This is a genomic window from Microcoleus sp. ARI1-B5, assembly GCF_036705795.1.
Lineage (GTDB): Bacteria > Cyanobacteriota > Cyanobacteriia > Cyanobacteriales > Microcoleaceae > Microcoleus.
The window spans coordinates 1-19924 of record NZ_JAUBVK010000055.1; the positions used below are offsets into that span (position 1 = coordinate 1).

Consider the following 19924-nt stretch of genomic DNA (forward strand, 5'->3'; position numbering starts at 1 on the left):
TTGACTTAGAGACATTCTTCTTAGTCTCTCCCAATTAGATTGGGGATACCGTGTTGACTGCCACGGCGCACGCATTTAGCAATATCAGCATCAAGCACGTATTTGGCTTTTTGCTTAATACTGAGAAATATTGCCTCTATCGCGTCGTGACAGGAACGCCCTGGTCTAAAACCGTAAGAGTTTGGCTCAAATTTAGCTTCCCACTCCGGTTCTAACGTTAACTTTACTAACGCTTGCAAAGCTCGGTCGTTTATTGTGGGTATTCCTAGTGGTCTAGTCTCGGTTGTATCAGGTTTGGGGATATTGACCCTACGAGTGGGTTTTGCCTTTCCGGTTAACCTTAACTTGCCTGCAAGATTGCTACGTTGCTTTGGGGTTAGAGCCTTCACTCCATCCACACCAGCAGTATTTTTACCTTGATTATCTTGTGTTACCCTGCGAACCGCAATACACTTTGCAGACCAAGACCTAATCAGGGTCTTCTGAAGTTTGCTCCAGGGCTTTAACATCACCACGTTCACTCGCTTGGAATATTCGCTTTTGCAACTTAAAAGTCACCCGTTCTAGCTTTCGCCAGTTGATGTCTTTCCATTCCACCGTCTGATCGTTCAGCGTATTAGACATATGATTTGCTACTTGTTCTATTCCTTTGGAATTACCGTGTATCCGTCAGCATATCCACACCATTACAGTGAGGCATTCGCTTTTGATACAATCCCTCTCCCTTAAACCATTCGTTAGCTACTTACTGAACATCGACCTATTCAGAGATTTAAGAGAGTTACTTCGTTCCGATTACACATTGGTTGAGTCTTTAGCTGTGATGCTTTCCACCGGGTTTTATGGGCGGTGCTTATAAGTCGAACAGATATTCGCTTATGCCCTATCCTTGCCTTTTGGCTTGGTGTTAATCAGTTTTTACCGTGTTTTTTCAACGGATTTACTCTTGATTTAGCCATTTCACCATTTATCATAACGATGGTTAGGACACATCTTCGCTGTCGCTACGCATGAACTCTTGCTCGACAGTTACCGGGTTTGGCTTAAGCGTAGTTCTGCCTTTTATCCCCGCTTTAGTCTGAGGGTTGCTACCCAATAAACTAGGGGATATGCTTTCACCGCTGCACTTGCGGGGTAGGGCTTGACTCACGGAGTCTCACCTACAAATGTAATCAGTTATCATTAACTGCCTGGGCAGTGAAGCTAACCGTCCCATGAACTTTCTTACGGCTCATTTTAGGTTAAACGAATCGCACATCTGTATTGATACCTTGCTTTCATTGTTTTTGTTGTTTGCTTGTTCTATTATACTAGGTTTTGTTGATAGAATCAGGAAAATTCAAGCCGTCCTATAAGGACGGGGCTTGCACCCAAATTTTTAGTCAACGGGCGAGTTGGGGATGAGTCAATCGGGATTAGCAAAACTGTGCGGGGTATGAAACTGTAAGCTAATTTTTACCCAAATACAGACAAATATTACTGATTGTCCACTTCTTGAATCAATTCATCAACAATTCCTCTAAGCCGTTCTTGCCAGTTAGGAACGGCTTTAAGCTTTTCTCTAACTCCAGGCAATACTTTGAACTGCACGGGAACCTTATCATACGCCACTTTGTTATCTGGCTTAAATTTAATTCTAGGCATATTGTCAAATTTCTAATTAATCTGGTATACTAGACAATATAAACCATTTGAGTGGTCGAGTCAAATGCAATTAGTAGAGAAACACGTCATCAGCCGACAGCATAAATTTTGGAACGAGTGTGACCATTTAGCTTTACAGTCCAAGCATCTTTACAACACTGCTAATTATGTGCAGAGACAATACTTTTTTGATACCAAAAAGTATTACAACTCAATTGATATCTATCATCAAACCAAGAATTTAGAATCTTATCAGTATCTGCCCACTAAAGTTAGTAAGCAGGTTGTGCGTAGAGTATCAGAAGCTTGGAAAGGTTGGTTAGCAGCATTGAAAGATTGGTCAAAGCATCCTGAGAAGTATCTAGGAAAACCTAAAATGCCTGGATACAAGCATAAAGAGCGTGGTAGGAATGTTGTCATATATCCAATAGATGCAATATCAAAACCGACTTTAGCTAAAAGTATTGTTAAGCTGTCTCAGACCTCCCTTGAATTCCCAACTCAGGCTAAAAATGTTGACCAAGTAAGGATTATTCCTAAGCTTGACCACTACGTTATTGAAGTTGTTTACACCGTTGAAGAAGCCGCAAAATCTGATGGTAAATATGTTGCTGGTGTAGACCTTGGTTTAAACAATTTAATGGCTATAACATCCAATCATCCCGGTCTCAGACCGCTTTTGATTAATGGTAGACCGTTGAAAAGTATTAATCAATTCTTCAATAAAAGAGTTGCCGGATCACAATCAATTGAAGCTGGGAGACAAATAAAAATGTTGAACGGCAAGCGTGACAGAAGGATTGATAACTATCTCCATACTGTTAGCCGTAGAGTTATTGACTGGTGTCAATTAAATGATCTTGGCCAGTTAGTTATAGGCAACAACCCAGGATGGAAACAAGATATCAACATTGGTAAAAAGAACAATCAAGAATTTACCAATATTCCACAGGTGAAACTTATTAGTTTGTTGACCTACAAAGCTCAATTAGCGGGAATTGAAGTAATTGTGACTGAGGAAAGTTACACGTCAAAAGCTAGTGCTTTAGATGGTGATACGTTGCCTGTTTACAAAACCCGCGTCAGATGTCAAACCCGTTTTCAGTGGCAAGCGTGTTAAACGTGGCTTATACAAAACTTCTAATGGTAGATTGATTAATGCTGATACCAACGGAAGTTTAAATATAGCTCGAAAAGTAATTCCCAACTTTATGAAGGGAATAGTGGGATTGCCGTTTATCCCAGTAGTTTTAGACCTTTGGACGCTTGTTTACAAACGTAGCTGTCTAGATTTGTCTACTATAGGGTAGCTTTGTCCAGATTTCTATGAGCGGTTACTCGTCAAGCTATAGACAAACTTTTGAATTCACTGTCAACGAGTGATTGTCCAGAATTCCTGAAACCGTTACAGGGTAAAGAGTTAACAGTGACAACGAGTCTCAAGCAGTACAAAAACGCAACCATCCTCAAAGATGAGGTCTGTGCGATCGTATTAGAATGGTACGCTTTTGAATCCCAACGCCACAACGACACCGCCCGATACAGTTACCGCAAGGAGAGCCAAGCTGGGGATTCGGTCTTGGATTGAGACCATCACCGGATGGGAATCGCCACAAAGCCAAGCTCTAGCAGAATGGGAAATCGCTCGACTCGGAGGCAAGCAAACACGGCGACGGCTAACCGATGCCATCAAAAGCTACATCGATCGCCATCCCGAACTCTCTGGAAACAACCGAAAGTGGCTTTACGTTAACGCTTCCCAGCGAGTAACTTTGGTAGTGTTCGGACGCAAAGCCAAGAAACTAGCTGAGGATTTGGGTGTTGCTCCTGACAACCTACGGGATGCGCTAACACCGGATGAATTGATTTTGCTGCAAGAAGTCGAAGATACGAGCATTCGGCTGATCGATATTCAGGATATGCACCCTGATGATGCCATTCAACAGACTGCTGAAAGATTGCTAATTTAAGTACAAACAAGGGCTTTGAAACTGAAGTAATGGTTTATCAGCCCTGGTAATATGCTGGGGCTTTCTTGTTTTTACAGCTATCGATCGCCCTCAATCTCCTTCAGCTTCCATCTCTAACTGATACACCCGCAAACTCGGATGTTCGCCAATCAGCCGCCAACAATATCCCTCAACCCTTGGTGAAGGTCGCTCTCCCTGGCGATACAGGAATATCGGCTCGTTTCTCATCAGTGCGGTAAAAATCTCTCGTTCTCTGTCTTGACCATCATCCCAAATCAGGTGAGCTTTGCCGAAGTACCCAGCGCCCATCAAACTAGCAAAGAGCCATTCCATCAGGGCTTGCTGCGGCTCTTGGTTGAGCGTGGATTGAGCGTAGCTATCGATTGTGGGTATTTTGGATTTAGGTCTGAACGAGGCGAGGATGGCGCTAGCGAGGTTGAGGTACTTTTTCATTGGGAGTTGGCGTAAGTTCTCACTTGAATCGGTAGGACGAGGGGTGTGCTATTGGTCGCATCAATCCGATACGTTACTTCGCTGGTTCGAGAAGGACAGCAGAGTGCATCTTGCCGGGTGTAGCGGAAAAACCGGGCCTTCAAGCGGGAGGACGTTTCGATATCGGTTTGAAATAAAGCGCCATCAGTTCTAGCATTCATAGGATAAGGGGAAGTGGTTCCGGCAAAGATACCGCTAACAAAAACAAATTCCTGGTATCCCAGAGGGCGGCACATTCCATCGAAACCAGTCTGCCCTTTTACCAGCAACACGCCACCCGAATTTTTCGTCTCGCCCCGCCCGTTAGATAGAGTCCACCCTGCTGCTTTCACGGCTCGTTCTTCGGGAGTAGAAGGGTTGCGGATTTGCTGCTGGCAGCGGGCTGCATTGGAGAAGTTATTGTCGGGAGCTTTGGGAATTGACGCTCCGGGTTTGTTCCAATTAATCGGCGGGTTGCGTTCCAACCACGAACTGCTAGACTGTTGACCCAAAACCGTTGTAGCCACGGCTAAGGGAGCCAGTGCAAGCGCTAAACTAATTGGATAAAGTGTTTGAATTTTCATCTCATTATTTTGCAGCTTAAGTGGCGGTTTTTAAATTCACTACGAGCAAAATTCCCCAAGGTTGGCTTCCCAATGGCTGTCCTCAGTTTATCAAATTAGTGGCTGCACTATACAATCTGAATAAAAAGCACTATAAAAGGTTGCTGCCTCAGCAGAAGTCTATTGGGAACAATTCTGGTTAGCGTGAAAATAACCTACAGAGTATTGAGGAGACAACAGGCGATCGCTTAACCTAAGCCATACAGCAAGCAACTGCTTTTGGGAGTAGCAAGCAAATTCAACCTCTCATGTATACTTTGACTTATACCAATTTCCTAAAGTCCCGCTACAGATATAGCCTCCAAAATAAATTCCCATCCCGTCAAAGAAGCAACGACTTCTTTTGTCAACTTTTTTAATTCTTTTTGCACCGCTGCTCTCAACTCTTCTATTTGGTCAAATCTCAACCATTTCAATTGTTCTTTTACATATCCCCACAATCTTTCTATTGGGTTTACTTCCGGACTGTATGCGGGTTGAAATAGTAAAATCACATTTTCTGGTATGCTAAGATTTAAAGAACTATGGAATCCTCCATTATCTACTTGAATTATATGTAAATGCTCCGGGTACTCACTCGCAAATAGCTCAAGAAACTTTTCAAAACATACTGTATCTAAATGAGTAAATTCATAAAAAAAACTGGCTCCAGAAGCGTGGTTATACTGCCCCATACAGCCACAAATAAGTAAATTCCCATTGCACTTTTCCTTGTGGTTTTATTCCTTTGCCAGTTAACTTTCTTCTTTGAATTGTATGCAATCCCATCCGACTTTCATCTTGACTCCAATATCGCACTTTTTTCCATTGTTTTAAAAAACTCTCACAGGGACTCAGACTCGCTTGAATTAGGGTTGGCAGTTTTTTTTAAACTCTTCTACTGCTCCTATTTTCTGTTTTTCACGGCTACAGGGCGCGGGAATGCGTAATTTTCCTTTAATCCGATATCTTACCCACTGATGTACTGTCCGATATGCCACCGGAACGTCACAACAAATTGTCAGCCATTGATGTACTTCTTTGTAGCTACTGAATCCTGATGCTTCCTTCAATTCCTCTGATAATTTCTCTACGGTTTCTGGACTCATTATTCTGGGTCTGCCGGAACGAGGTTTCTGGCATAAAAATTCTTCTATTCCTCCCCTTCGGTAACTAGACAACCATCTTTGTATTGTGGTACGATGCTTACCGACGCGCACAGCAGCAGACAATACACTGTCTACTGTTTGGGTTTTGAGCCAATAAAGAACTTGCAGTTTTTCGTGGCGCGCCACATCTTTCTCTCGGTGGAGCATAGCTTGCAACTCTGCTGCGGTTTCCCGAATTTCAATTTTGACCACTCCTGACATTTTTCTGACCTCTATTTGGGTACTAAATTACAAAAATAACTTCTACTAACTGTAGCACTATTTTATGAAATTGGTATGAGTTGGGATAAAAGATATTGTTCGATCGATCGCACGTTCGGATCTTGCCCAGTTAAAGAACTGCTTTAAGACTTATCAACCAAACGATCGAATTAACAACCAACAAAAAGGTATAAAAAATATAGATTGATGGAGCGCGCATAGCTCGACCTAAAGAAGGCATCTTAAGTATTTTCAAATAACCGAGCGGGTGAATGAGCCCTTCCGGTATCGAACGGGTATCAAAACTTTCATCTAAAGCTCTTTCATCATTCAAAAATTCGGTAACGGCAGCGGCTCTTTGCATATAATAAAATTGCACCCTCCAGTAGGTAGCTTCTAAAAACCAAAAACCAAAAATTATAACGTATCCCAGCGGAACCAACGCCTCTATTTTGCTGGCAAACACCCAACCGATTAATGCTACCCAAATGGTAATTGCCGCTGTTTTTAACTGCTGCAAAATTGTACTGAAGTTAGCTATTTTTTGCTCTAGTTCCTGTGTTCCTTGTTGCAGCATTGCTAGCTGAAATTCAAATCGATCCATATTTGATTCGGGGATGGCTGATGGTTCCTATGGTTTCTAACTTTAAAATACCAAATTGCAGGCGTTTCATTTACCAAAGGGTTGCCCCCAATATTGCCAGCATTCTTTGTTGAAAGGCGATCGCCACTTGTAGATAAGCTCTGATTCTAGTTGTAGCCGCTGTTTTCGGTTAGCTGGTGCTCCGTACCAAAATGCAATAGCCACCGCCACATCCAAGGAATAAGGCCGATGCAATTCGATGTAATTGCCAATGTAGTGGTGGCAATCATGGCTCATCCATCTTTGTTTGGGAGTTCGCTCTGTTTCTCCCACATACAGCAGCAATGGAAGCGCATTATCAATCACAAAATAGAGGCAAGTACGATCGCCCCAATCCGGTTTCTCACAGAATGATAGATTGTGTAATTCCAGGGCAAAGGGGTCTCTGTTGTTGGAGCCACAGGGATTTGGCGCTAAATCGAATAGTGTTCCCTGTCGCGGTTGGTCAGCGGCTTCAGATTGTTGATGTTCAAAAATGCGCTGTTTCCAGCTCTCTAGCGCCTGGGAACTCATGGTTAGCTGAGTAGATTTCAGTGCTCTGGGTTTCGGTTGAAATTCTGGAAAAAGTTCGAGTTGTGGCACGGATTCAAAAGATTAGTTGGACGATCGCTGCTGTAAAGTTTAGCTCAATGGAATTCTACCAAACATCACGCTCCCAGTAGTAATCTCTCCAAATATGAAACTGATACTGTCACAATTATAGCAAAATGATGACAGTGATTCTTTAAAACCTCAGATAATTCAGGGATGGAATCAGCAAACTCTGGAGATTTTGTCACCGATTCCTTGGCTGTTCGAGGTTAATGAGGCTTTATTTTGCCCAGTTTCGGAAACAGTCGCCTTCACCTTGCCTATTTATTCGATCGATTCTTAGCTATTCATAATGAAGAAATGCTACCATGTCAGCTTTTGCACTTCTTATGGGCTGCAATCCAGGGACAAGGAAAATCATCATGACCTGATTCTTGTTAGGGGTTACTTAGCAATCCAGTAGTGCTTCGCTGTTGGGTGATGATGTTTTGGTTCCCGAACTATGAGAATCTATCCTCATCATTCTTTATCAATCCAAGAAAGAGTTCTGCCCAGTTCTGGATGTTCGACCTGTTCTAGACTTTCGTAAAACTCATGAATCTAGAGGAATTAGTAAAGTTTCTGAAATATGAAACTGACCTCAACAGATTCTTTGATTCAACTGCGGGGTACTATTTTCAGAACCAAGTGCTTCCTTCGCCAACCGAAGCTCAAAGGATAAAAATAGCCCTAGCAATAAGCGACCAGATAGAAGGCAAACACCCGCAAAGTACCGACGCAATCTATCTAGCAGCATATCAAATTGCAGAATCTGTTTAACTGACTACCTCGGAAAAGAATCAGGAGAGAAGGAAAGGACTCTTCTCCCCTAAATCTTCTCTCCTGAACACTTCCCGAAAAACTCATACTAACCTAAAACACATGGCAAGAGATTTAAGTGCTTACAATGTACCAGCAAACTGCTGTTATTCCTGCCCGTTTGGTGGGAAAAAACCGATCGACCTCCCCCCCGAGCGACTCACATACTATTACGACCAACTCCTCAATGGCGGCTCCCAGCACTTATGCCATAGCGCAGAGAACACTATTTGCCGAGGCGGACGAACTATCCAACTCCGATGGTTTTGTTCTCTCGGTATCATTTAAGAACCCACGGATGAAGCTTTCAATCAAGCTGTTGCAAAAGTTGAATCAAGGAAAAACGATGGAAACGGTAGAAACGATGGAAAAACAGAAAACATCTCAGAAACACATTGATTTGTTTCTGAAACCCAAAGATTGTTTCTTCTTGTACAATCCCTCTCACTGGTGTCCGGGATGGGCGATCGGTCAAATTGAGCTCCCGATTCCTACTAGCTATTCCCGTTTCTTGACTTTGGTTCGTGATGCTGAAGGTGGCTGTCATTGGGTTTCTGCTAATAAAGTTGCCATTCGTGGACAAACTCATCTTTTTGAAACTTATGCAGCTAGCTCTTTCGATTGGGCGAAAATCAACACTTTTAAACCAATTGTCTGGTGATTCAGATGGAAACCTTAAAAATTACTCAAGAACACATTACTTGGTTTCCAGAACCAAAAGACTGTTTCTTTCACTATGGAAACGTTTGGTGTCCGGGTTGGGCGATCGGTGCAATTGAATTACCGCTCGTTCCCTGCTATTCCCATTCCTTTACCTTAGTTCGGGATTGTACTGGCGAAAGTCATTGGTTTCCTGCCAACAAAGTTTTGTTTCGCGGTGACAGTCATTTATTTGAAAGTTACATCGGAAACAGTTTCGATTGGACAAGAATCCACACTTTCAAGCCTCTTGTTTCCTAAGTTATTACCTGACAGCAGCGGTTTACCAGTTCGCTACTGGTTTTTTTATGCTCAATTCCCCCGTTCCCAACACTAATGCTGATGCTCTTTCTCCGATTCAGCACAGATTTGTTATCTGTTACGCCTATTATTCGATCGGTGCTGCTACCGAATCGGGTAGTATTTTGTTCTTGGCTGACCCTGAGACTCCTGAATGGAATGCTGATTTTGAGGAAGCCTACTTCTTCGAGGCTAAGGAAAAGGCAGAACAAGTAGTCGCTACTCTACAAAACAACTCCAAAGTCAATAATTTTTCCAAAGATTCTGTCTCTGTTATTCTAATCAATTGGTCAGAATCCGATTAACGCTTTTGGCTTTTATCTCTATAACAAATGGGGATAAAAGTCAACTTTTTAGTAGATAAACTCAAAAATCAGAAAAGGGATATAAGCTAAAAATAATTTATTAGTTGATTACTGACATGGTGTTAACAGCCGGACTAGCAACAAAACTACTCCGCCAAACGATCGCCGATTACAATTTCTGGCCTCAATCCGAAGGCGATTCATTGCTGGCAATCAAACGAGCAAAACAGCCCTTTGATGACGTAGCTATCCTCTCCAGAGATGCTTCAATGCGGAGAGCTGCAATCAAGGCGCTGAATCCCGAAGCTCCTACTTACAAACCTCCGGCAAATCGGGCAATTTCTTATCAAACCCTTGATCAACTCTTCCAGCCCTTGATTAGAAATGCGCTGACCGAATTAGCGACAGTTACCCAGAATCAAGGGTTGACGATGGAGGGAATTGTCCCGGCAGAAGCGGTTTTTGGCATTTTAATGCCGATCGAAGCTATCGAATACCTGACTGAACTTTACCAAGTTTTCAGCCAGCTACAAAATACCAAAGTTATCCGAGTTTCTGATGATGGTAGTGAAAATCCCGACGCTTACACCAGTCTGATGATTGTCGGAGAGTCGATCGAACTTGAGCTGATTATCGCTCAAACTCTGTTGATTCAAACCTGATTCTCTACCAAACGCGGGATTCTGCCTCAAAGCTAGTCTCAGTCTCGCTTCAATAATCTCTTTCTTGGTATGTCGATGCCAAGAAAGGGATTGTTTGTCTATCAAATTTTAGGAGGTTAAGCTAATGCCAATTAGAATCACAGCTCCCACTCAACCCAGCATTCAAGTCGGAGGGTTGCCCTATTCTCTGCCAGTTCTTGCAGTAGCTGACACTAACACCAATACCGATGTTCGTTTAAAATTGAATGGTGTAGTAGTGGGTACAGATACCACAGCCACCAATGTAGGAACTACTGCTGCACCTATCTATCAATTTGGAATGTCAATCCCAATTAATACCGCAGGTGTCCATCTCATCGAAGTCGAAGATATTTCCGGTACAACACCAATTACAATTCGATCGACAGCAAGTATTAACTTTGAAGTAAAAGTTAATACCCCAACAATTGCGCTGCGTTATCCAATTCTTTTCTCAGGACAAACTGTTGTAGTTGCTGATGTAGAGTATCAACCAACTAACTCTTTCGTTCGCTTTACTCTCAATGGCAAAATTATCAAGGAAAGTCCTTGGCTTCCGTTTGAAACAGCTATTACTGAAGCAGGAACACTGAAAGCTGACTTGATGGTTGGAACCAGCATTCTAGCCACAGCCATTCGCGATGTTGCTCTCATTCCTCCCCAACCTGCCATTGTTGGCCCTCAAGGGCCTCAAGGTGAACCCGGTCCTCCTGGCCCTCAAGGAATTCCAGGCCCTAAAGGTGATCGAGGCAATCAAGGATTACAAGGTTTGACCGGGCCGATCGGAGCGACAGGCTCTCAAGGTGCTCCCGGTTCCCCTGGCTCTGCTGGCTCTCCGGGTCCTCAAGGAATTCCAGGGCCGGCTGGCGCACAAGGAATTCCAGGCCCCGCTGGCCCTCAAGGACTTCCCGGCACACCGGGAGCTAAAGGTGAACCGGGATTAGCTGGCCCTGCTGGCCCTCAAGGTGAACCCGGCCCTCAAGGACAAACAGGAATAACAGGAGCAACCGGAGCCACTGGTGCAACCGGAGCCACTGGTCAACCAGGCCCTCAAGGAATTCCCGGCACACCCGGTGTTCCTGGTGAGCCAGGGTTAACAGGCCCCGCTGGACTTCAAGGAAACCCAGGGCCTCAAGGTGAAAAGGGCGATCGCGGTGATCAAGGTTTACCGGGACTAACCGGCCCTCAAGGTCTTCAAGGATTTCAAGGTCTTCAAGGTGAACCAGGCACACCTGGCATTCCCGGCCCCACTGGTGCGACTGGTGCGACTGGAGCTACTGGCGCTACTGGATTGACAGGTGCTACTGGGCCTCAAGGAATTTCCGGTGCAACTGGAACACAAGGAATTCAAGGAATTCCAGGTCCCAAAGGTGATGCTGGAGCTCAAGGATTAACTGGAGCAACTGGTTCGCAAGGAATTCAGGGCCCAAAAGGTGATACTGGAGCGACTGGTGCTCCGGGTGCAGGTATTGTGTGGGGTGAATGGCAAAATATCCCGGTACTAGCTGGAAATGGGAATTTAAGAATCCGTCGATCGACATCAGGTAGATTTTTTCATTTCCAGGGAGGCTCACAGATAACAGCACCATCTGTTAGCGGGCAACCATCCGCTACTTTGGCAAATGTTCCGGCTGGCTTCAGTGTTTCTCAATCGAAAGTATTTCCAGTTTATGCTAATCCATCTTCAGGAACTCATGTGACGGTTGGTAATGTCAATTATTCAAATCAGGGAATTATTCTCTTATATTTTGCTAAGGAGGCAGGAACGATAAGCACTTACTATGCAATCGATCAATTCTTTGTTGATTAATATTTAGCTTAATCGTCTCTTTATAGCAGAAGAGGCGATTAAGCTCAAGCTATGACCTTACCTTAATTTAAGATTTCCCTCATTTTCCAGATTCTTGAATAAACCCTAATTTTTGTAGGTTTCTCTCACAGAATTGAATAAGAAACCCGATCGATGTGTTTAGCGATCGGGTTTCTTATTAAGAGTGCATTACAGATATTTTAGCTTATCCCACAATACCAGCTAATTCAGGAATGTTTTTTGCTAATTTCCAGCCCGTAGCCGGAGAGTAAACTGGAGTATTTGCCGTTACTCCCCACTTTGCCAAATCTGACGAAGAAACTTCAACAAAGGAATTGTCAGGTGCTTTGATTTGCCACATCAATTCTAATTGTGTTTTCACATCAACTAGCAAGTCGGCGGGGATTGGGGGAGGGCTGGCTGTTGCAACTGTTGCAGGTTCCACGGCTTGTTCTTTTACAGCAGCTTCTACGGCAGCAGGATCGGGTTGAATTGAACCGACAAAAGTTTTGCTAAAACCCAGTTTGGGTTTACGAGATGCTTTGAAAGTTGTCGGTTCGCCAGTGCGGGGGTTTCGTCCTTGGCGTTCCGGTTTGTCGGTGATTTTAAAGATACCGAGACCTTCCATTTTTACTTCTTCTCCGCTGCGGAGCGAAGTAGAAAGAAAGGCGATCGCAGAACTCATTACCGCAGAGATCGTACTTTCACCAAAACCAGTCGATTTTTTTACGTAGTCAGTTAGAGTTGTCATATGAAACTATTGATTGAGACAGAGACGCATAAATTTATTATGCACTAAAATTACTTATTGTGACAAGCCGAAGTCTTCAGGGGTAAATAAAGTTGGAATCCCTGCCCTACCTTTTTTAACAATTGCATCCACAACTTCTTGAGGAACAGACTCGTCGAACAACCACACTTTTATGGTCGGAAAGTCACTTGTGTAGCCCGGTCTGGGTTCCGATGTCCATATTTTCATAGTTCGGGTTTCCCCGATCGCTACCTTTTCTCGATCGCGTTCAGCTACAAATCCCAGTGGAAAAAAGTCAACCAGTGTTGCTGAAGCCGGATAGAGCAAATCAACCGCCAATGTGGGTACAATGACCCCAGTTCGAGGTGCCGCCCAATCCCGAAGCACAATCCGAATCTGCACCGTGCGCCCCGACCAACGAGCTTTTGACCAGTGATTGGGGGTTTGTTTGTGAACGTTGAACACTTCAAAAAATGAAGGCGGCTCAGGATTTTCTTTAAGTTCCACAAAAATCTCCTCTGGGAATAAGTTGAACACCATCGATCCGCGACCTTTGCTGACTGTATCTCCGTTTTCATCGACCTTAGCAGTATTGCAAGCCCGCCAAAAAGCGGCTGCCCAACTTTTGAGGGAGTAACGAGTACCGTCGGGTTTGAGAACTCGATCGAGGATTGAGTCGCGCAAAGCCTGGTATTTTCCAGTTACTTCGCGGATTTTAGAAGTATCGCCGTCGTTATTTTGCTTCCAGGCGATCGCATCGCTCATTTCAATTCCGTAGGTAATTTTCTGGTCGAAAGCAAAATCTAGTTGCTCTTTAGCCACAGTGATGCTGGGAAAAAGCGAATTTTGAAATGAGTTGATATTGAGATTTTTTTCAAGATTTGGCGGACGCCAATAACTGTTGACCAATTGAACTAAGCGAGAAACAGTATCGATCGCGTCTGCTGCTACCGGACAAGGTACACTCCGGTAAGTTTGCTCGTCTTTGAAGCCTTTGAGCCACGGGATTTTGCTGGCATCGCCCAACCCGTCAAGATATTGGTTGACAGCCTTCAAGCCTACATCGTTGTTAGGATATGCCGACTTCAGCGAGTCTACTGCGATTTGCAGTTCCTGACTTAGGAAGTCGATAATTGCCATTTCTTTGGGTGCTGTTTGCATTCCTCCCGGCGGGATGTTGAGGACAATTCCTTCAACCCCAGCAGCCCGCGCCCGACCTAAAGCTGAGGCTACAATCCCGGTGATATCGTTCATTGAGTTAATTGCTATCTGCTGCAAATTCCCTTGCAGAGCCATTTTTGGCAGTTTGTTGACGGATGGGGGTGTCGAGAAATTAGCGATCGCAGCTCTAAGACCTTGGTAACGAAACGATTGGATTAACTGGATAAAATCACCGTCGGTATCGCGCCCCAAACTCAACAGCAATCGACGGGAAGCTGCCATCAAGTTTTTGCTTTTGGCGTAAATTCCCTCGTGTCGGTTTTGCCACAATTGGCAGTCGCCCCAGTGGCGCATGGGGTTGCAGAAAACTATGTATTCTCCTTCATCCATGGACGGAGCACAGAAAACTTTCTCAAGAAAAATCACCTTTTCCTTGTTGTCAACTATTTCGTATCTGGCAAACCATTCATCCGGCTGTGCCATCAAGGAGTAAAAACGCACGCCACCAGCTTTTGCCAAGTTCAACCAAACTGTTTGCAATCTTTCCATGACTTTCTCAACGATGTACGGATGCAATAACAATTTACCGCGTACATCGTATTTGATAATTTCCATTGCAGTATTGACGTATTCAGCTTCAGACTGCAAATTTTGCTCCCCCTTCTGGGCTTCTTGCTCTGCTTCGTTTTGGTCTATTCTTAGCAAATCGGCTAAATTTTGAATTGAGTCCAGCGCTGCTGCCAATCGCTGGCATTTGGTAATCAATCGACTGATAATTTTATCTTGCTCTAAAGTTGCGTAATCGAACCATTGAAAGAGCATCCAACCCGCTTTAGCTAGGCGTTCTTCACCCTCAAATACAAGCCCGCAAAGTAGCTTGCCAGTGTAATTGCCAAGTTTTGGTTTGTTGCCTTTGAGCGATGATTGCGGAATTACTAAGTCAAACCCAGAGTAGTCTAAATCGGGATTGTAGGCGATCGTCCCTTTGGCAACCCAATCCTTGAATTGAGCTATCCGAAATTGCAGTGGCAAATTAATGTTTTCATCTGGCATAAAACCCTGATCGAAAACATCGGCTGCTCCTAACAGTTCCATAAATTGCCGGGAAGCTTTGCCGTGACTGTCGCCCGTTTTCCAGTGACGGTTATTAGTTGGATCGTCTTCTAGTTGCCCGTCTTCACCACGGCGCTCGTCGTTAACAACAATATAATTGAATTCTCCAAACACCAGATGCTTGCAACCAGTGTGCAAGATTGAACCGTAAATAATGCGTTTCCACTGTTCTTCAGCTTTAGCCCCATAATAATTCTTCCCGATCGGGGCTAAATTAAAGGTAAATCGCCCGTGATTTCGAGAATTGCTGGCTAAATCCAGGAAATACCGATCGTTCTTATTTGCTTCAAAGGGATCTAACAAACGCGGGTTTTTAGTGTCCTTAGGTATTTCTCCAATACAAAATCTCTCTTTGCCAGCATTTTTGTGCAATCCAGAAAGAAGCGTATTTCTGAGAGTTACTTTTGGCTGGTTCGACCATTTCTTTGCCACACAATCCCAGACAGACCAAACTGATATTGTTTTGATTGTTCCTTTTTCATCATCCAAGGGGAATCGTGATAATTGATAGTCATCAGGCATAGCATCACTCAAAAAAGTCAAAAAAGTCTCCTGTTAGTAGTTTAGCAACTTTTTCTGCCCCCAGTGTGGTTGCGATCGCCTCATTACCGCTAATTCTCTGGGGATTGTAAGGATCGGTTAAATCGTAAGCTACGGTGTATTCTTTTTTAGTGTTCAAACCTACACCAATAATTGCCTCCATTGTTCGCGTTGATTCATCGTACATTTGCATAGCTTTATTTTTGAAAGTATCAAGAATCTCAACGTGATTTGTGTCGTACATATGTACTTGCGTGAGATTGTAGGTAGTTGAACCTTCAATATTGCCAAAAATATACAGCATTTCGGCAACTGAGAGTTTGTTTTTCATAGCTTGAATGATGATAACTGCTGCACCAATTATCAGCGAAGCGTGAGCGATCAAATACCCCCAAGCGCTTGCTTCCATGCCTGTAATCCCCAAGATTACTGGTAAAAGCGATTTGTTGGCTTTGAGAGCGGATGCTGCGATGTAGCGCATGGCATCTGCACCTGAACTACCCATGACTTTGAGAACGATCGATGTTACGGTATTTGCCAGTCCGGACAGCAATCCACCTGTAATTCCCCTGAGAAAGAAGCTCCCCAGCAACCAACTGGCGATCGAAGTTATAATCCCAGCAGTAGCGCCCACAGTTATTGCTCCACCAACTGCGATCGGCACAATTGTATTGAGGACGGGCGGTTTGTTGTAAGTTGAGATAATTGGTCGATTATAAATCGATGTAAACGAGTAGAAATTGTGGGCAATCACAACAGGTGGTGCTGTTCCCGTCATTCTAGCGATACCAGTTTCTGCTATTTTTAGCTTGCGTTTGGCGCTGCTTTTTGCTTTACCAATTAGGGTGTCGATCGTACTCAGTATTTGGTCTCTAGCATCCCGAAGTTTTTCCAAGGCTTCGTTTTTTCCATTATCGTCAAACTGCGCTTGAATTGATGCAATTTCTGCTTCAATTTCGGCAACTCTTACAGAAAGTTCAGGTAAATTAAGCGATTCATTGTGAGCCGTCACAGCAGCATTGTAAAGAATTTTCTCTCCAGCAGTTGAACTTAAGCCAGCTAAAATTGATTGTCCTTTTCCGGCTAAGTTTTTGTGGACTTTTGAGTTAAAAGCTTTATTGACACCGTAAACTGTTTCCAGGAAAACTAGCCCACAGTCGGTCACTGTTCCAGTTAAATCTTGCCCTGCCATCAATAATTCTTTCACGTTTCCCATCACAGTATTCTCCATGATGAATTTGATGTGGGGCAATGCAAAATACCATTCTGCACTCCTGCCGATCGCACTTTTAGCACTGTCTGGAATCTTAAGTAATTCTTTGTTAATCCAGCCATCTCCCATTTGAGCGCGCAAATAATCAAACTGACTCATATAATTCCTTAGTTAGCAATGCCAAAAATTGTACACGCATTAGAGCAACTGTGGCTTGTAGGGGTACGATCGACTTGCCGTACAAACTGACGCATTCCCGGCGGTTGGCTGTGAATTTAGGAATGCCGGCTATGGACGGTTGTTTGTGTCGAAGCCACCACCCATCAAAGCGAATTCCGTCCAGCCAACTGGGAATCCCATCAAATCTAATTCTATTCAAATTTAACCATCTTAACATATGCTTCGCTTTTAGGGGTTGATGTTTATTTACAAAATTATGGCTCACCCTAAATTGTCACTTCAAGAACGCATTGAAAGTCACATTATCTCTAAGGATGGTTGTTGGTTGACGGATTTATGCTGTTGTCGCTATGGCTATCCTAAAATAGGTGTCAACAACAAAATCCAAAAACTTTCTCGTGTGATGTTTGAATTACACAATGGTAAAATACCGGAAGGTATTTGTGTGTGCCATAAATGTGATAATCGAGCTTGTGTTAATCCTGAGCATTTATTTCTTGGAACACAGCAAGAAAACATGACTGATATGGCAAACAAAGGGCGTTCAACCAGAGGTTCTAAAAATCCTCAAGCTAAACTCAATGAAAAACAAGTCCTTGAAATTAAGCGTTTGTTGTCTGAAACAAATTTAAGCCACCAAAAAATCGCTGATTTGTTTAATGTTGACAGAAAAATTCTTTCAGGTATTAAAAACGAAAAAAATTGGAAACACGTTGTTTATCATCAACCGAGCAAAAACATTACTATTACTGGTAATGTTACAATCAACATCAACAATTACTCAAACGCTGAGCAGTTAAGTTTATTTGACGTTGATGAATTTAGTTAGACAGCAAAGAAACGAGAAACTGAACACGCATTAGTGCTACCGCAGCCTGTAAAGGAACGATCGACCTACCAACAAGGTTTATTGCTTCTCGTCTTCCAGGCGTTCTACGCTTTAATCCGGGGCTGACTGGTGGCGGATTCATTAGACCTCTTGCAAAATAATTTTATGATATAATGGAAAGTTTTGCTTTACTGGATTGAATCCCAACTCTTAACTTATTTTTACTCTTGCCTTGCTAGAAACAGGATAAAATACTAGAAACTTATATTGGTTGTTACACAATCAGTAAATCATGAAAAATCAATCTTATTTAAATTTGACATCTCATCAATTTAAACGTAGATTTGGTGTCAAAATTCAAACCTTAAAAGTAATGGTTAAAGCCTTGGAAGAATTCAGGTCATAAAATCCTCTCATACAGAAGAGGGCGTGGGACTATCCTAACTCTTGAAGAACAGGTCTTAGTCGCATTGGAATATTGGCGAGAATATCGAACATATTTTCATATTGCGACAAATTGGGGAGTATCTGAATCAACTATTTGCCGAATTGTAATTGACATCGAATCAACTTTAATGAAAACGGGAAAATTCCGTCTTCCTGGGAAAAAAGCATTACTCAAAAACTCTGATTATCCAGCAGTCGTGGCGATTGATGTCACAGAAACAGCTATTGAACGACCCAAAAAAAACAGAAACAATATTATTCAGGCAAGAAGAAATGTCATACCCTCAAAACTCAATTGGTCATTAATCAAGAGACAAGAGCAATTATTTGCACTGCTTTTGGGCAAGGACATTGCCACGATTTTAGCTTGTTTAAAAAAAGTAAAATTCATTTTCATCCCGAAACAGATAGCTTACAAGATAGTGGGTATCAAGGGATAAAAGATTATCATTTCAATAGTTATATTCCTAGAAAGAAACCTAAAAATGGGAAACTTTCTCTCTTAGAAAAAGACTATAATCGAACTCTAGCACAAGAACGAATTGTCATTGAACACGTTAACCGGAGTCTGAAAATTTTTAAAATCTTGTCGAGTCGTTATCGGAATCGTCGTCGCCGTTATGGTCTGCGTTGTAATTTGTTATCAGCAATTTATAATTATGAGTTAGCTCTAGGGGGATTAAATTGAAAACCTTCTATTATAGCATAGATTTTTTTTGCAAGAGGTCTATTGTCGATGGAACCGAGAGGCAAGCTTCGCAATGAAGAGATGAGTGAGATTTCTCGCTCATCAAACACATTCAGGAGCCTTCATCATGACTACTTTAGTTGAAAAATTGGCATCAATCATCATTATCGGTGAACTTTCTGCAATTGCCCTGTGTGCTGGTACAGCGGTTATCGGTTATGCAAAAGTTACCGGAGCGATGCTACAAATCCATTTCTTCCAGCAAGCAATCGCAGTACGATGCGATCGTGAACTACGGTCAGGTGCGAGCGGTTGCAATCTACAGCAATCCGCCAGCAATTGCAGAATGCTTAGATGAAATTTGCGGACAACCGATCGCACTTCCATCTGGCATCAAAGTCACCTCTACTTTCAGAGGTATTGATGCCAAAGTTGCCGGTTCATCTGGTAGCGATCGAGCTACATTGATAAGTTGGCAATCCGAAACCAATACTGGCGTCGGTGGCAGTTACGGTCAGCACGGCACGATTGTATTTAGCCATCCGTGGACTGCCAAAAAATTCTGCCTAGTCAGAGGCGGAGCTAGCGGTAACACAGGTTCTTGGTCTATCCGCAAAGATAAAGAATGTAAGTAGAAGAAAGTCGTCAATTTCCTTCGGGGAGTTGACGACTTTTTTTTAATGTACATAATTGATGTCGATTGAACCTCAAGCCACGCTTGACAGCCCGCAACCGCAATATTTTCTGTTATATCCAAAGTTAAACTTCGCAATAAAGTAACGATATTTCAATAAAAGTATCATGCTACACCTCAAACAAATCTTGACACACGACCAACAATTCCGCCTAGTTGAATTGTGCCGAGAAATTGCCACGATCGCTCCCTTTGTTACGCCAGTGATGCCAAGCGGTCAACCGTTTAATTGTCAACAAACATCGTGCGGTAAGGTTGGCTGGATTAGCGATCGAAATGGATATCGATACGCGCGAACGCAGCCTAACGGTCGAGCATTTCCTGAGATGCCCGATCGCTTGGCTAAATTATAGCAATCCTAAATCAATTGTAAAATATCTGGCTTCACCAATGCTGATTAAGTTGGTATTAATTTAGGCTTTTTA

Annotated in this window: 22 protein-coding genes and 2 pseudogenes; 12 read left to right on the forward strand and 12 right to left on the reverse strand. The window is 43.1% G+C overall.

What is annotated here, in order from left to right:
* Positions 1–62 precede the first annotated feature (62 nt).
* Together QUB63_RS34265 and QUB63_RS34270 are read right to left on the reverse strand one after the other, a co-directional pair.
* Positions 63–624 (reverse strand): annotated as a pseudogene (locus QUB63_RS34265) (reverse transcriptase N-terminal domain-containing protein); the annotation flags it as partial.
* A gap of 852 nt (positions 625–1476) precedes the next feature.
* Complete coding sequence (locus QUB63_RS34270) at positions 1477–1644, reverse strand: hypothetical protein (RefSeq protein ID WP_332949848.1); 168 nt, start codon at positions 1642–1644, stop codon at positions 1477–1479.
* Between the two features lie 64 nt (positions 1645–1708).
* Here QUB63_RS34270 and QUB63_RS34275 point away from each other — a divergent pair, with 64 nt between their 5' ends.
* On the forward strand, positions 1709–2764 hold the full coding sequence (locus tag QUB63_RS34275) for an RNA-guided endonuclease InsQ/TnpB family protein (protein WP_332949849.1): 1056 nt from the start codon (positions 1709–1711) through the stop codon (positions 2762–2764).
* 388 nt (positions 2765–3152) lie between these two features.
* On the forward strand, positions 3153–3614 hold the full coding sequence (locus QUB63_RS34280) for a hypothetical protein (protein WP_332949850.1): 462 nt from the start codon (positions 3153–3155) through the stop codon (positions 3612–3614).
* A gap of 90 nt (positions 3615–3704) precedes the next feature.
* Here QUB63_RS34280 and QUB63_RS34285 read toward each other — a convergent pair whose 3' ends face one another.
* The 6 genes from QUB63_RS34285 to QUB63_RS34310 all read right to left on the reverse strand — a co-directional run bounded on the left by QUB63_RS34285 (position 3705) and on the right by QUB63_RS34310 (position 7213).
* Positions 3705–4067 carry a hypothetical protein gene (locus tag QUB63_RS34285; RefSeq protein ID WP_332949851.1) on the reverse strand — a complete coding sequence of 121 codons (363 nt, stop codon included), beginning with the start codon at positions 4065–4067 and terminating at the stop codon, positions 3705–3707.
* The gene (locus tag QUB63_RS34290) at positions 4064–4669 is read right to left on the reverse strand and encodes an LppP/LprE family lipoprotein (protein WP_332949852.1); all 606 of its coding nucleotides are present in this window, start codon (positions 4667–4669) and stop codon (positions 4064–4066) included. Before QUB63_RS34290 ends, QUB63_RS34285 begins: the two co-directional genes overlap by 4 nt.
* Before the next feature lie 314 nt (positions 4670–4983).
* The gene (locus QUB63_RS34295) at positions 4984–5382 is read right to left on the reverse strand and encodes a transposase (RefSeq protein WP_332949853.1); all 399 of its coding nucleotides are present in this window, start codon (positions 5380–5382) and stop codon (positions 4984–4986) included.
* A gap of 174 nt (positions 5383–5556) precedes the next feature.
* A complete protein-coding gene (locus QUB63_RS34300; protein ID WP_332949854.1) occupies positions 5557–6057 on the reverse strand; it encodes a helix-turn-helix domain-containing protein in 501 nt (166 codons plus the stop codon).
* A gap of 130 nt (positions 6058–6187) precedes the next feature.
* The gene (locus tag QUB63_RS34305) at positions 6188–6661 is read right to left on the reverse strand and encodes a hypothetical protein (RefSeq protein WP_332949855.1); all 474 of its coding nucleotides are present in this window, start codon (positions 6659–6661) and stop codon (positions 6188–6190) included.
* A gap of 66 nt (positions 6662–6727) precedes the next feature.
* Positions 6728–7213 (reverse strand): GIY-YIG nuclease family protein, encoded by a 486-nt coding sequence (locus QUB63_RS34310; RefSeq protein ID WP_332949856.1) that lies wholly within the window; start codon positions 7211–7213, stop codon positions 6728–6730.
* Positions 7214–7825: 612 nt separating this feature from the next.
* On the opposite strand from QUB63_RS34310, the gene QUB63_RS34315 reads away from it, so the two are divergent.
* The 6 genes from QUB63_RS34315 to QUB63_RS34340 all read left to right on the forward strand — a co-directional run bounded on the left by QUB63_RS34315 (position 7826) and on the right by QUB63_RS34340 (position 11883).
* The gene (locus QUB63_RS34315; RefSeq protein WP_332949857.1) at positions 7826–8050 is read left to right on the forward strand and encodes a hypothetical protein; all 225 of its coding nucleotides are present in this window, start codon (positions 7826–7828) and stop codon (positions 8048–8050) included.
* Positions 8051–8177: 127 nt separating this feature from the next.
* Positions 8178–8750 carry a hypothetical protein gene (locus tag QUB63_RS34320; protein ID WP_332949858.1) on the forward strand — a complete coding sequence of 191 codons (573 nt, stop codon included), beginning with the start codon at positions 8178–8180 and terminating at the stop codon, positions 8748–8750.
* A 5-nt stretch (positions 8751–8755) separates the two neighbouring features.
* Positions 8756–9049 (forward strand): hypothetical protein, encoded by a 294-nt coding sequence (locus QUB63_RS34325; protein WP_332949859.1) that lies wholly within the window; start codon positions 8756–8758, stop codon positions 9047–9049.
* 47 nt (positions 9050–9096) lie between these two features.
* Positions 9097–9393, forward strand: coding sequence for a hypothetical protein (locus tag QUB63_RS34330; RefSeq protein WP_332949860.1), 297 nt, complete (start codon positions 9097–9099; stop codon positions 9391–9393).
* Between the two features lie 116 nt (positions 9394–9509).
* A complete protein-coding gene (locus QUB63_RS34335) occupies positions 9510–10055 on the forward strand; it encodes a hypothetical protein (protein WP_332949861.1) in 546 nt (181 codons plus the stop codon).
* Between the two features lie 124 nt (positions 10056–10179).
* Positions 10180–11883, forward strand: a complete 1704-nt coding sequence (locus tag QUB63_RS34340) for a hypothetical protein (protein ID WP_332949862.1) — start codon at positions 10180–10182, stop codon at positions 11881–11883.
* 205 nt (positions 11884–12088) lie between these two features.
* Here the strand turns inward: QUB63_RS34340 and QUB63_RS34345 are convergent, their stop codons facing one another.
* The 4 genes from QUB63_RS34345 to QUB63_RS34360 are packed head-to-tail and all read right to left on the reverse strand — an operon-like array spanning position 12089 to position 17040.
* Positions 12089–12634, reverse strand: a complete 546-nt coding sequence (locus QUB63_RS34345; RefSeq protein WP_332949863.1) for an HU family DNA-binding protein — start codon at positions 12632–12634, stop codon at positions 12089–12091.
* 54 nt (positions 12635–12688) lie between these two features.
* Positions 12689–15430: a hypothetical protein gene (locus QUB63_RS34350; RefSeq protein ID WP_332949864.1), complete on the reverse strand. Its 2742-nt coding sequence runs from the start codon at positions 15428–15430 to the stop codon at positions 12689–12691.
* 4 nt (positions 15431–15434) lie between these two features.
* Entirely contained in the window at positions 15435–16820 is a 1386-nt protein-coding gene (locus QUB63_RS34355) for a hypothetical protein (RefSeq protein WP_332949865.1), read from the reverse strand.
* Complete coding sequence (locus QUB63_RS34360) at positions 16807–17040, reverse strand: hypothetical protein (protein ID WP_332949866.1); 234 nt, start codon at positions 17038–17040, stop codon at positions 16807–16809. Before QUB63_RS34360 ends, QUB63_RS34355 begins: the two co-directional genes overlap by 14 nt.
* A gap of 57 nt (positions 17041–17097) precedes the next feature.
* Between QUB63_RS34360 and QUB63_RS34365 the strand changes: the two genes are divergently transcribed.
* The 4 genes and pseudogenes from QUB63_RS34365 to QUB63_RS34380 all read left to right on the forward strand — a co-directional run bounded on the left by QUB63_RS34365 (position 17098) and on the right by QUB63_RS34380 (position 19852).
* Positions 17098–17670 carry an HNH endonuclease signature motif containing protein gene (locus tag QUB63_RS34365; RefSeq protein ID WP_332949867.1) on the forward strand — a complete coding sequence of 191 codons (573 nt, stop codon included), beginning with the start codon at positions 17098–17100 and terminating at the stop codon, positions 17668–17670.
* Positions 17671–17962: 292 nt separating this feature from the next.
* Positions 17963–18805, forward strand: a pseudogene (locus QUB63_RS34370) (IS5 family transposase).
* Positions 18806–19023: 218 nt separating this feature from the next.
* On the forward strand, positions 19024–19440 hold the full coding sequence (locus QUB63_RS34375; protein WP_332949868.1) for a hypothetical protein: 417 nt from the start codon (positions 19024–19026) through the stop codon (positions 19438–19440).
* A 166-nt stretch (positions 19441–19606) separates the two neighbouring features.
* The gene (locus QUB63_RS34380; protein WP_332949869.1) at positions 19607–19852 is read left to right on the forward strand and encodes an alpha-ketoglutarate-dependent dioxygenase AlkB; all 246 of its coding nucleotides are present in this window, start codon (positions 19607–19609) and stop codon (positions 19850–19852) included.
* Positions 19853–19924: the final 72 nt, after the last annotated feature.

Coding starts and splice junctions, on each gene's coding strand:
- QUB63_RS34350 (WP_332949864.1), bottom strand. CDS start 15,430: ATGCCTGATGACTATCAATTATCACGATTCCCCTTGGATGATGAAAAA.
- QUB63_RS34325 (WP_332949859.1), top strand. CDS start 8,756: ATGGAAACCTTAAAAATTACTCAAGAACACATTACTTGGTTTCCAGAA.
- QUB63_RS34380 (WP_332949869.1), top strand. CDS start 19,607: ATGCTACACCTCAAACAAATCTTGACACACGACCAACAATTCCGCCTA.
- QUB63_RS34345 (WP_332949863.1), bottom strand. CDS start 12,634: ATGACAACTCTAACTGACTACGTAAAAAAATCGACTGGTTTTGGTGAA.
- QUB63_RS34335 (WP_332949861.1), top strand. CDS start 9,510: ATGGTGTTAACAGCCGGACTAGCAACAAAACTACTCCGCCAAACGATC.
- QUB63_RS34275 (WP_332949849.1), top strand. CDS start 1,709: ATGCAATTAGTAGAGAAACACGTCATCAGCCGACAGCATAAATTTTGG.
- QUB63_RS34365 (WP_332949867.1), top strand. CDS start 17,098: ATGGCTCACCCTAAATTGTCACTTCAAGAACGCATTGAAAGTCACATT.
- QUB63_RS34320 (WP_332949858.1), top strand. CDS start 8,178: ATGTACCAGCAAACTGCTGTTATTCCTGCCCGTTTGGTGGGAAAAAAC.
- QUB63_RS34285 (WP_332949851.1), bottom strand. CDS start 4,067: ATGAAAAAGTACCTCAACCTCGCTAGCGCCATCCTCGCCTCGTTCAGA.
- QUB63_RS34310 (WP_332949856.1), bottom strand. CDS start 7,213: ATGAGTTCCCAGGCGCTAGAGAGCTGGAAACAGCGCATTTTTGAACAT.
- QUB63_RS34330 (WP_332949860.1), top strand. CDS start 9,097: ATGCTCAATTCCCCCGTTCCCAACACTAATGCTGATGCTCTTTCTCCG.
- QUB63_RS34290 (WP_332949852.1), bottom strand. CDS start 4,669: ATGAAAATTCAAACACTTTATCCAATTAGTTTAGCGCTTGCACTGGCT.
- QUB63_RS34340 (WP_332949862.1), top strand. CDS start 10,180: ATGCCAATTAGAATCACAGCTCCCACTCAACCCAGCATTCAAGTCGGA.
- QUB63_RS34355 (WP_332949865.1), bottom strand. CDS start 16,820: ATGAGTCAGTTTGATTATTTGCGCGCTCAAATGGGAGATGGCTGGATT.
- QUB63_RS34300 (WP_332949854.1), bottom strand. CDS start 6,057: ATGTCAGGAGTGGTCAAAATTGAAATTCGGGAAACCGCAGCAGAGTTG.
- QUB63_RS34295 (WP_332949853.1), bottom strand. CDS start 5,382: ATGGGGCAGTATAACCACGCTTCTGGAGCCAGTTTTTTTTATGAATTT.
- QUB63_RS34305 (WP_332949855.1), bottom strand. CDS start 6,661: ATGGATCGATTTGAATTTCAGCTAGCAATGCTGCAACAAGGAACACAG.
- QUB63_RS34270 (WP_332949848.1), bottom strand. CDS start 1,644: ATGCCTAGAATTAAATTTAAGCCAGATAACAAAGTGGCGTATGATAAG.
- QUB63_RS34315 (WP_332949857.1), top strand. CDS start 7,826: ATGAATCTAGAGGAATTAGTAAAGTTTCTGAAATATGAAACTGACCTC.
- QUB63_RS34375 (WP_332949868.1), top strand. CDS start 19,024: ATGCAAAAGTTACCGGAGCGATGCTACAAATCCATTTCTTCCAGCAAG.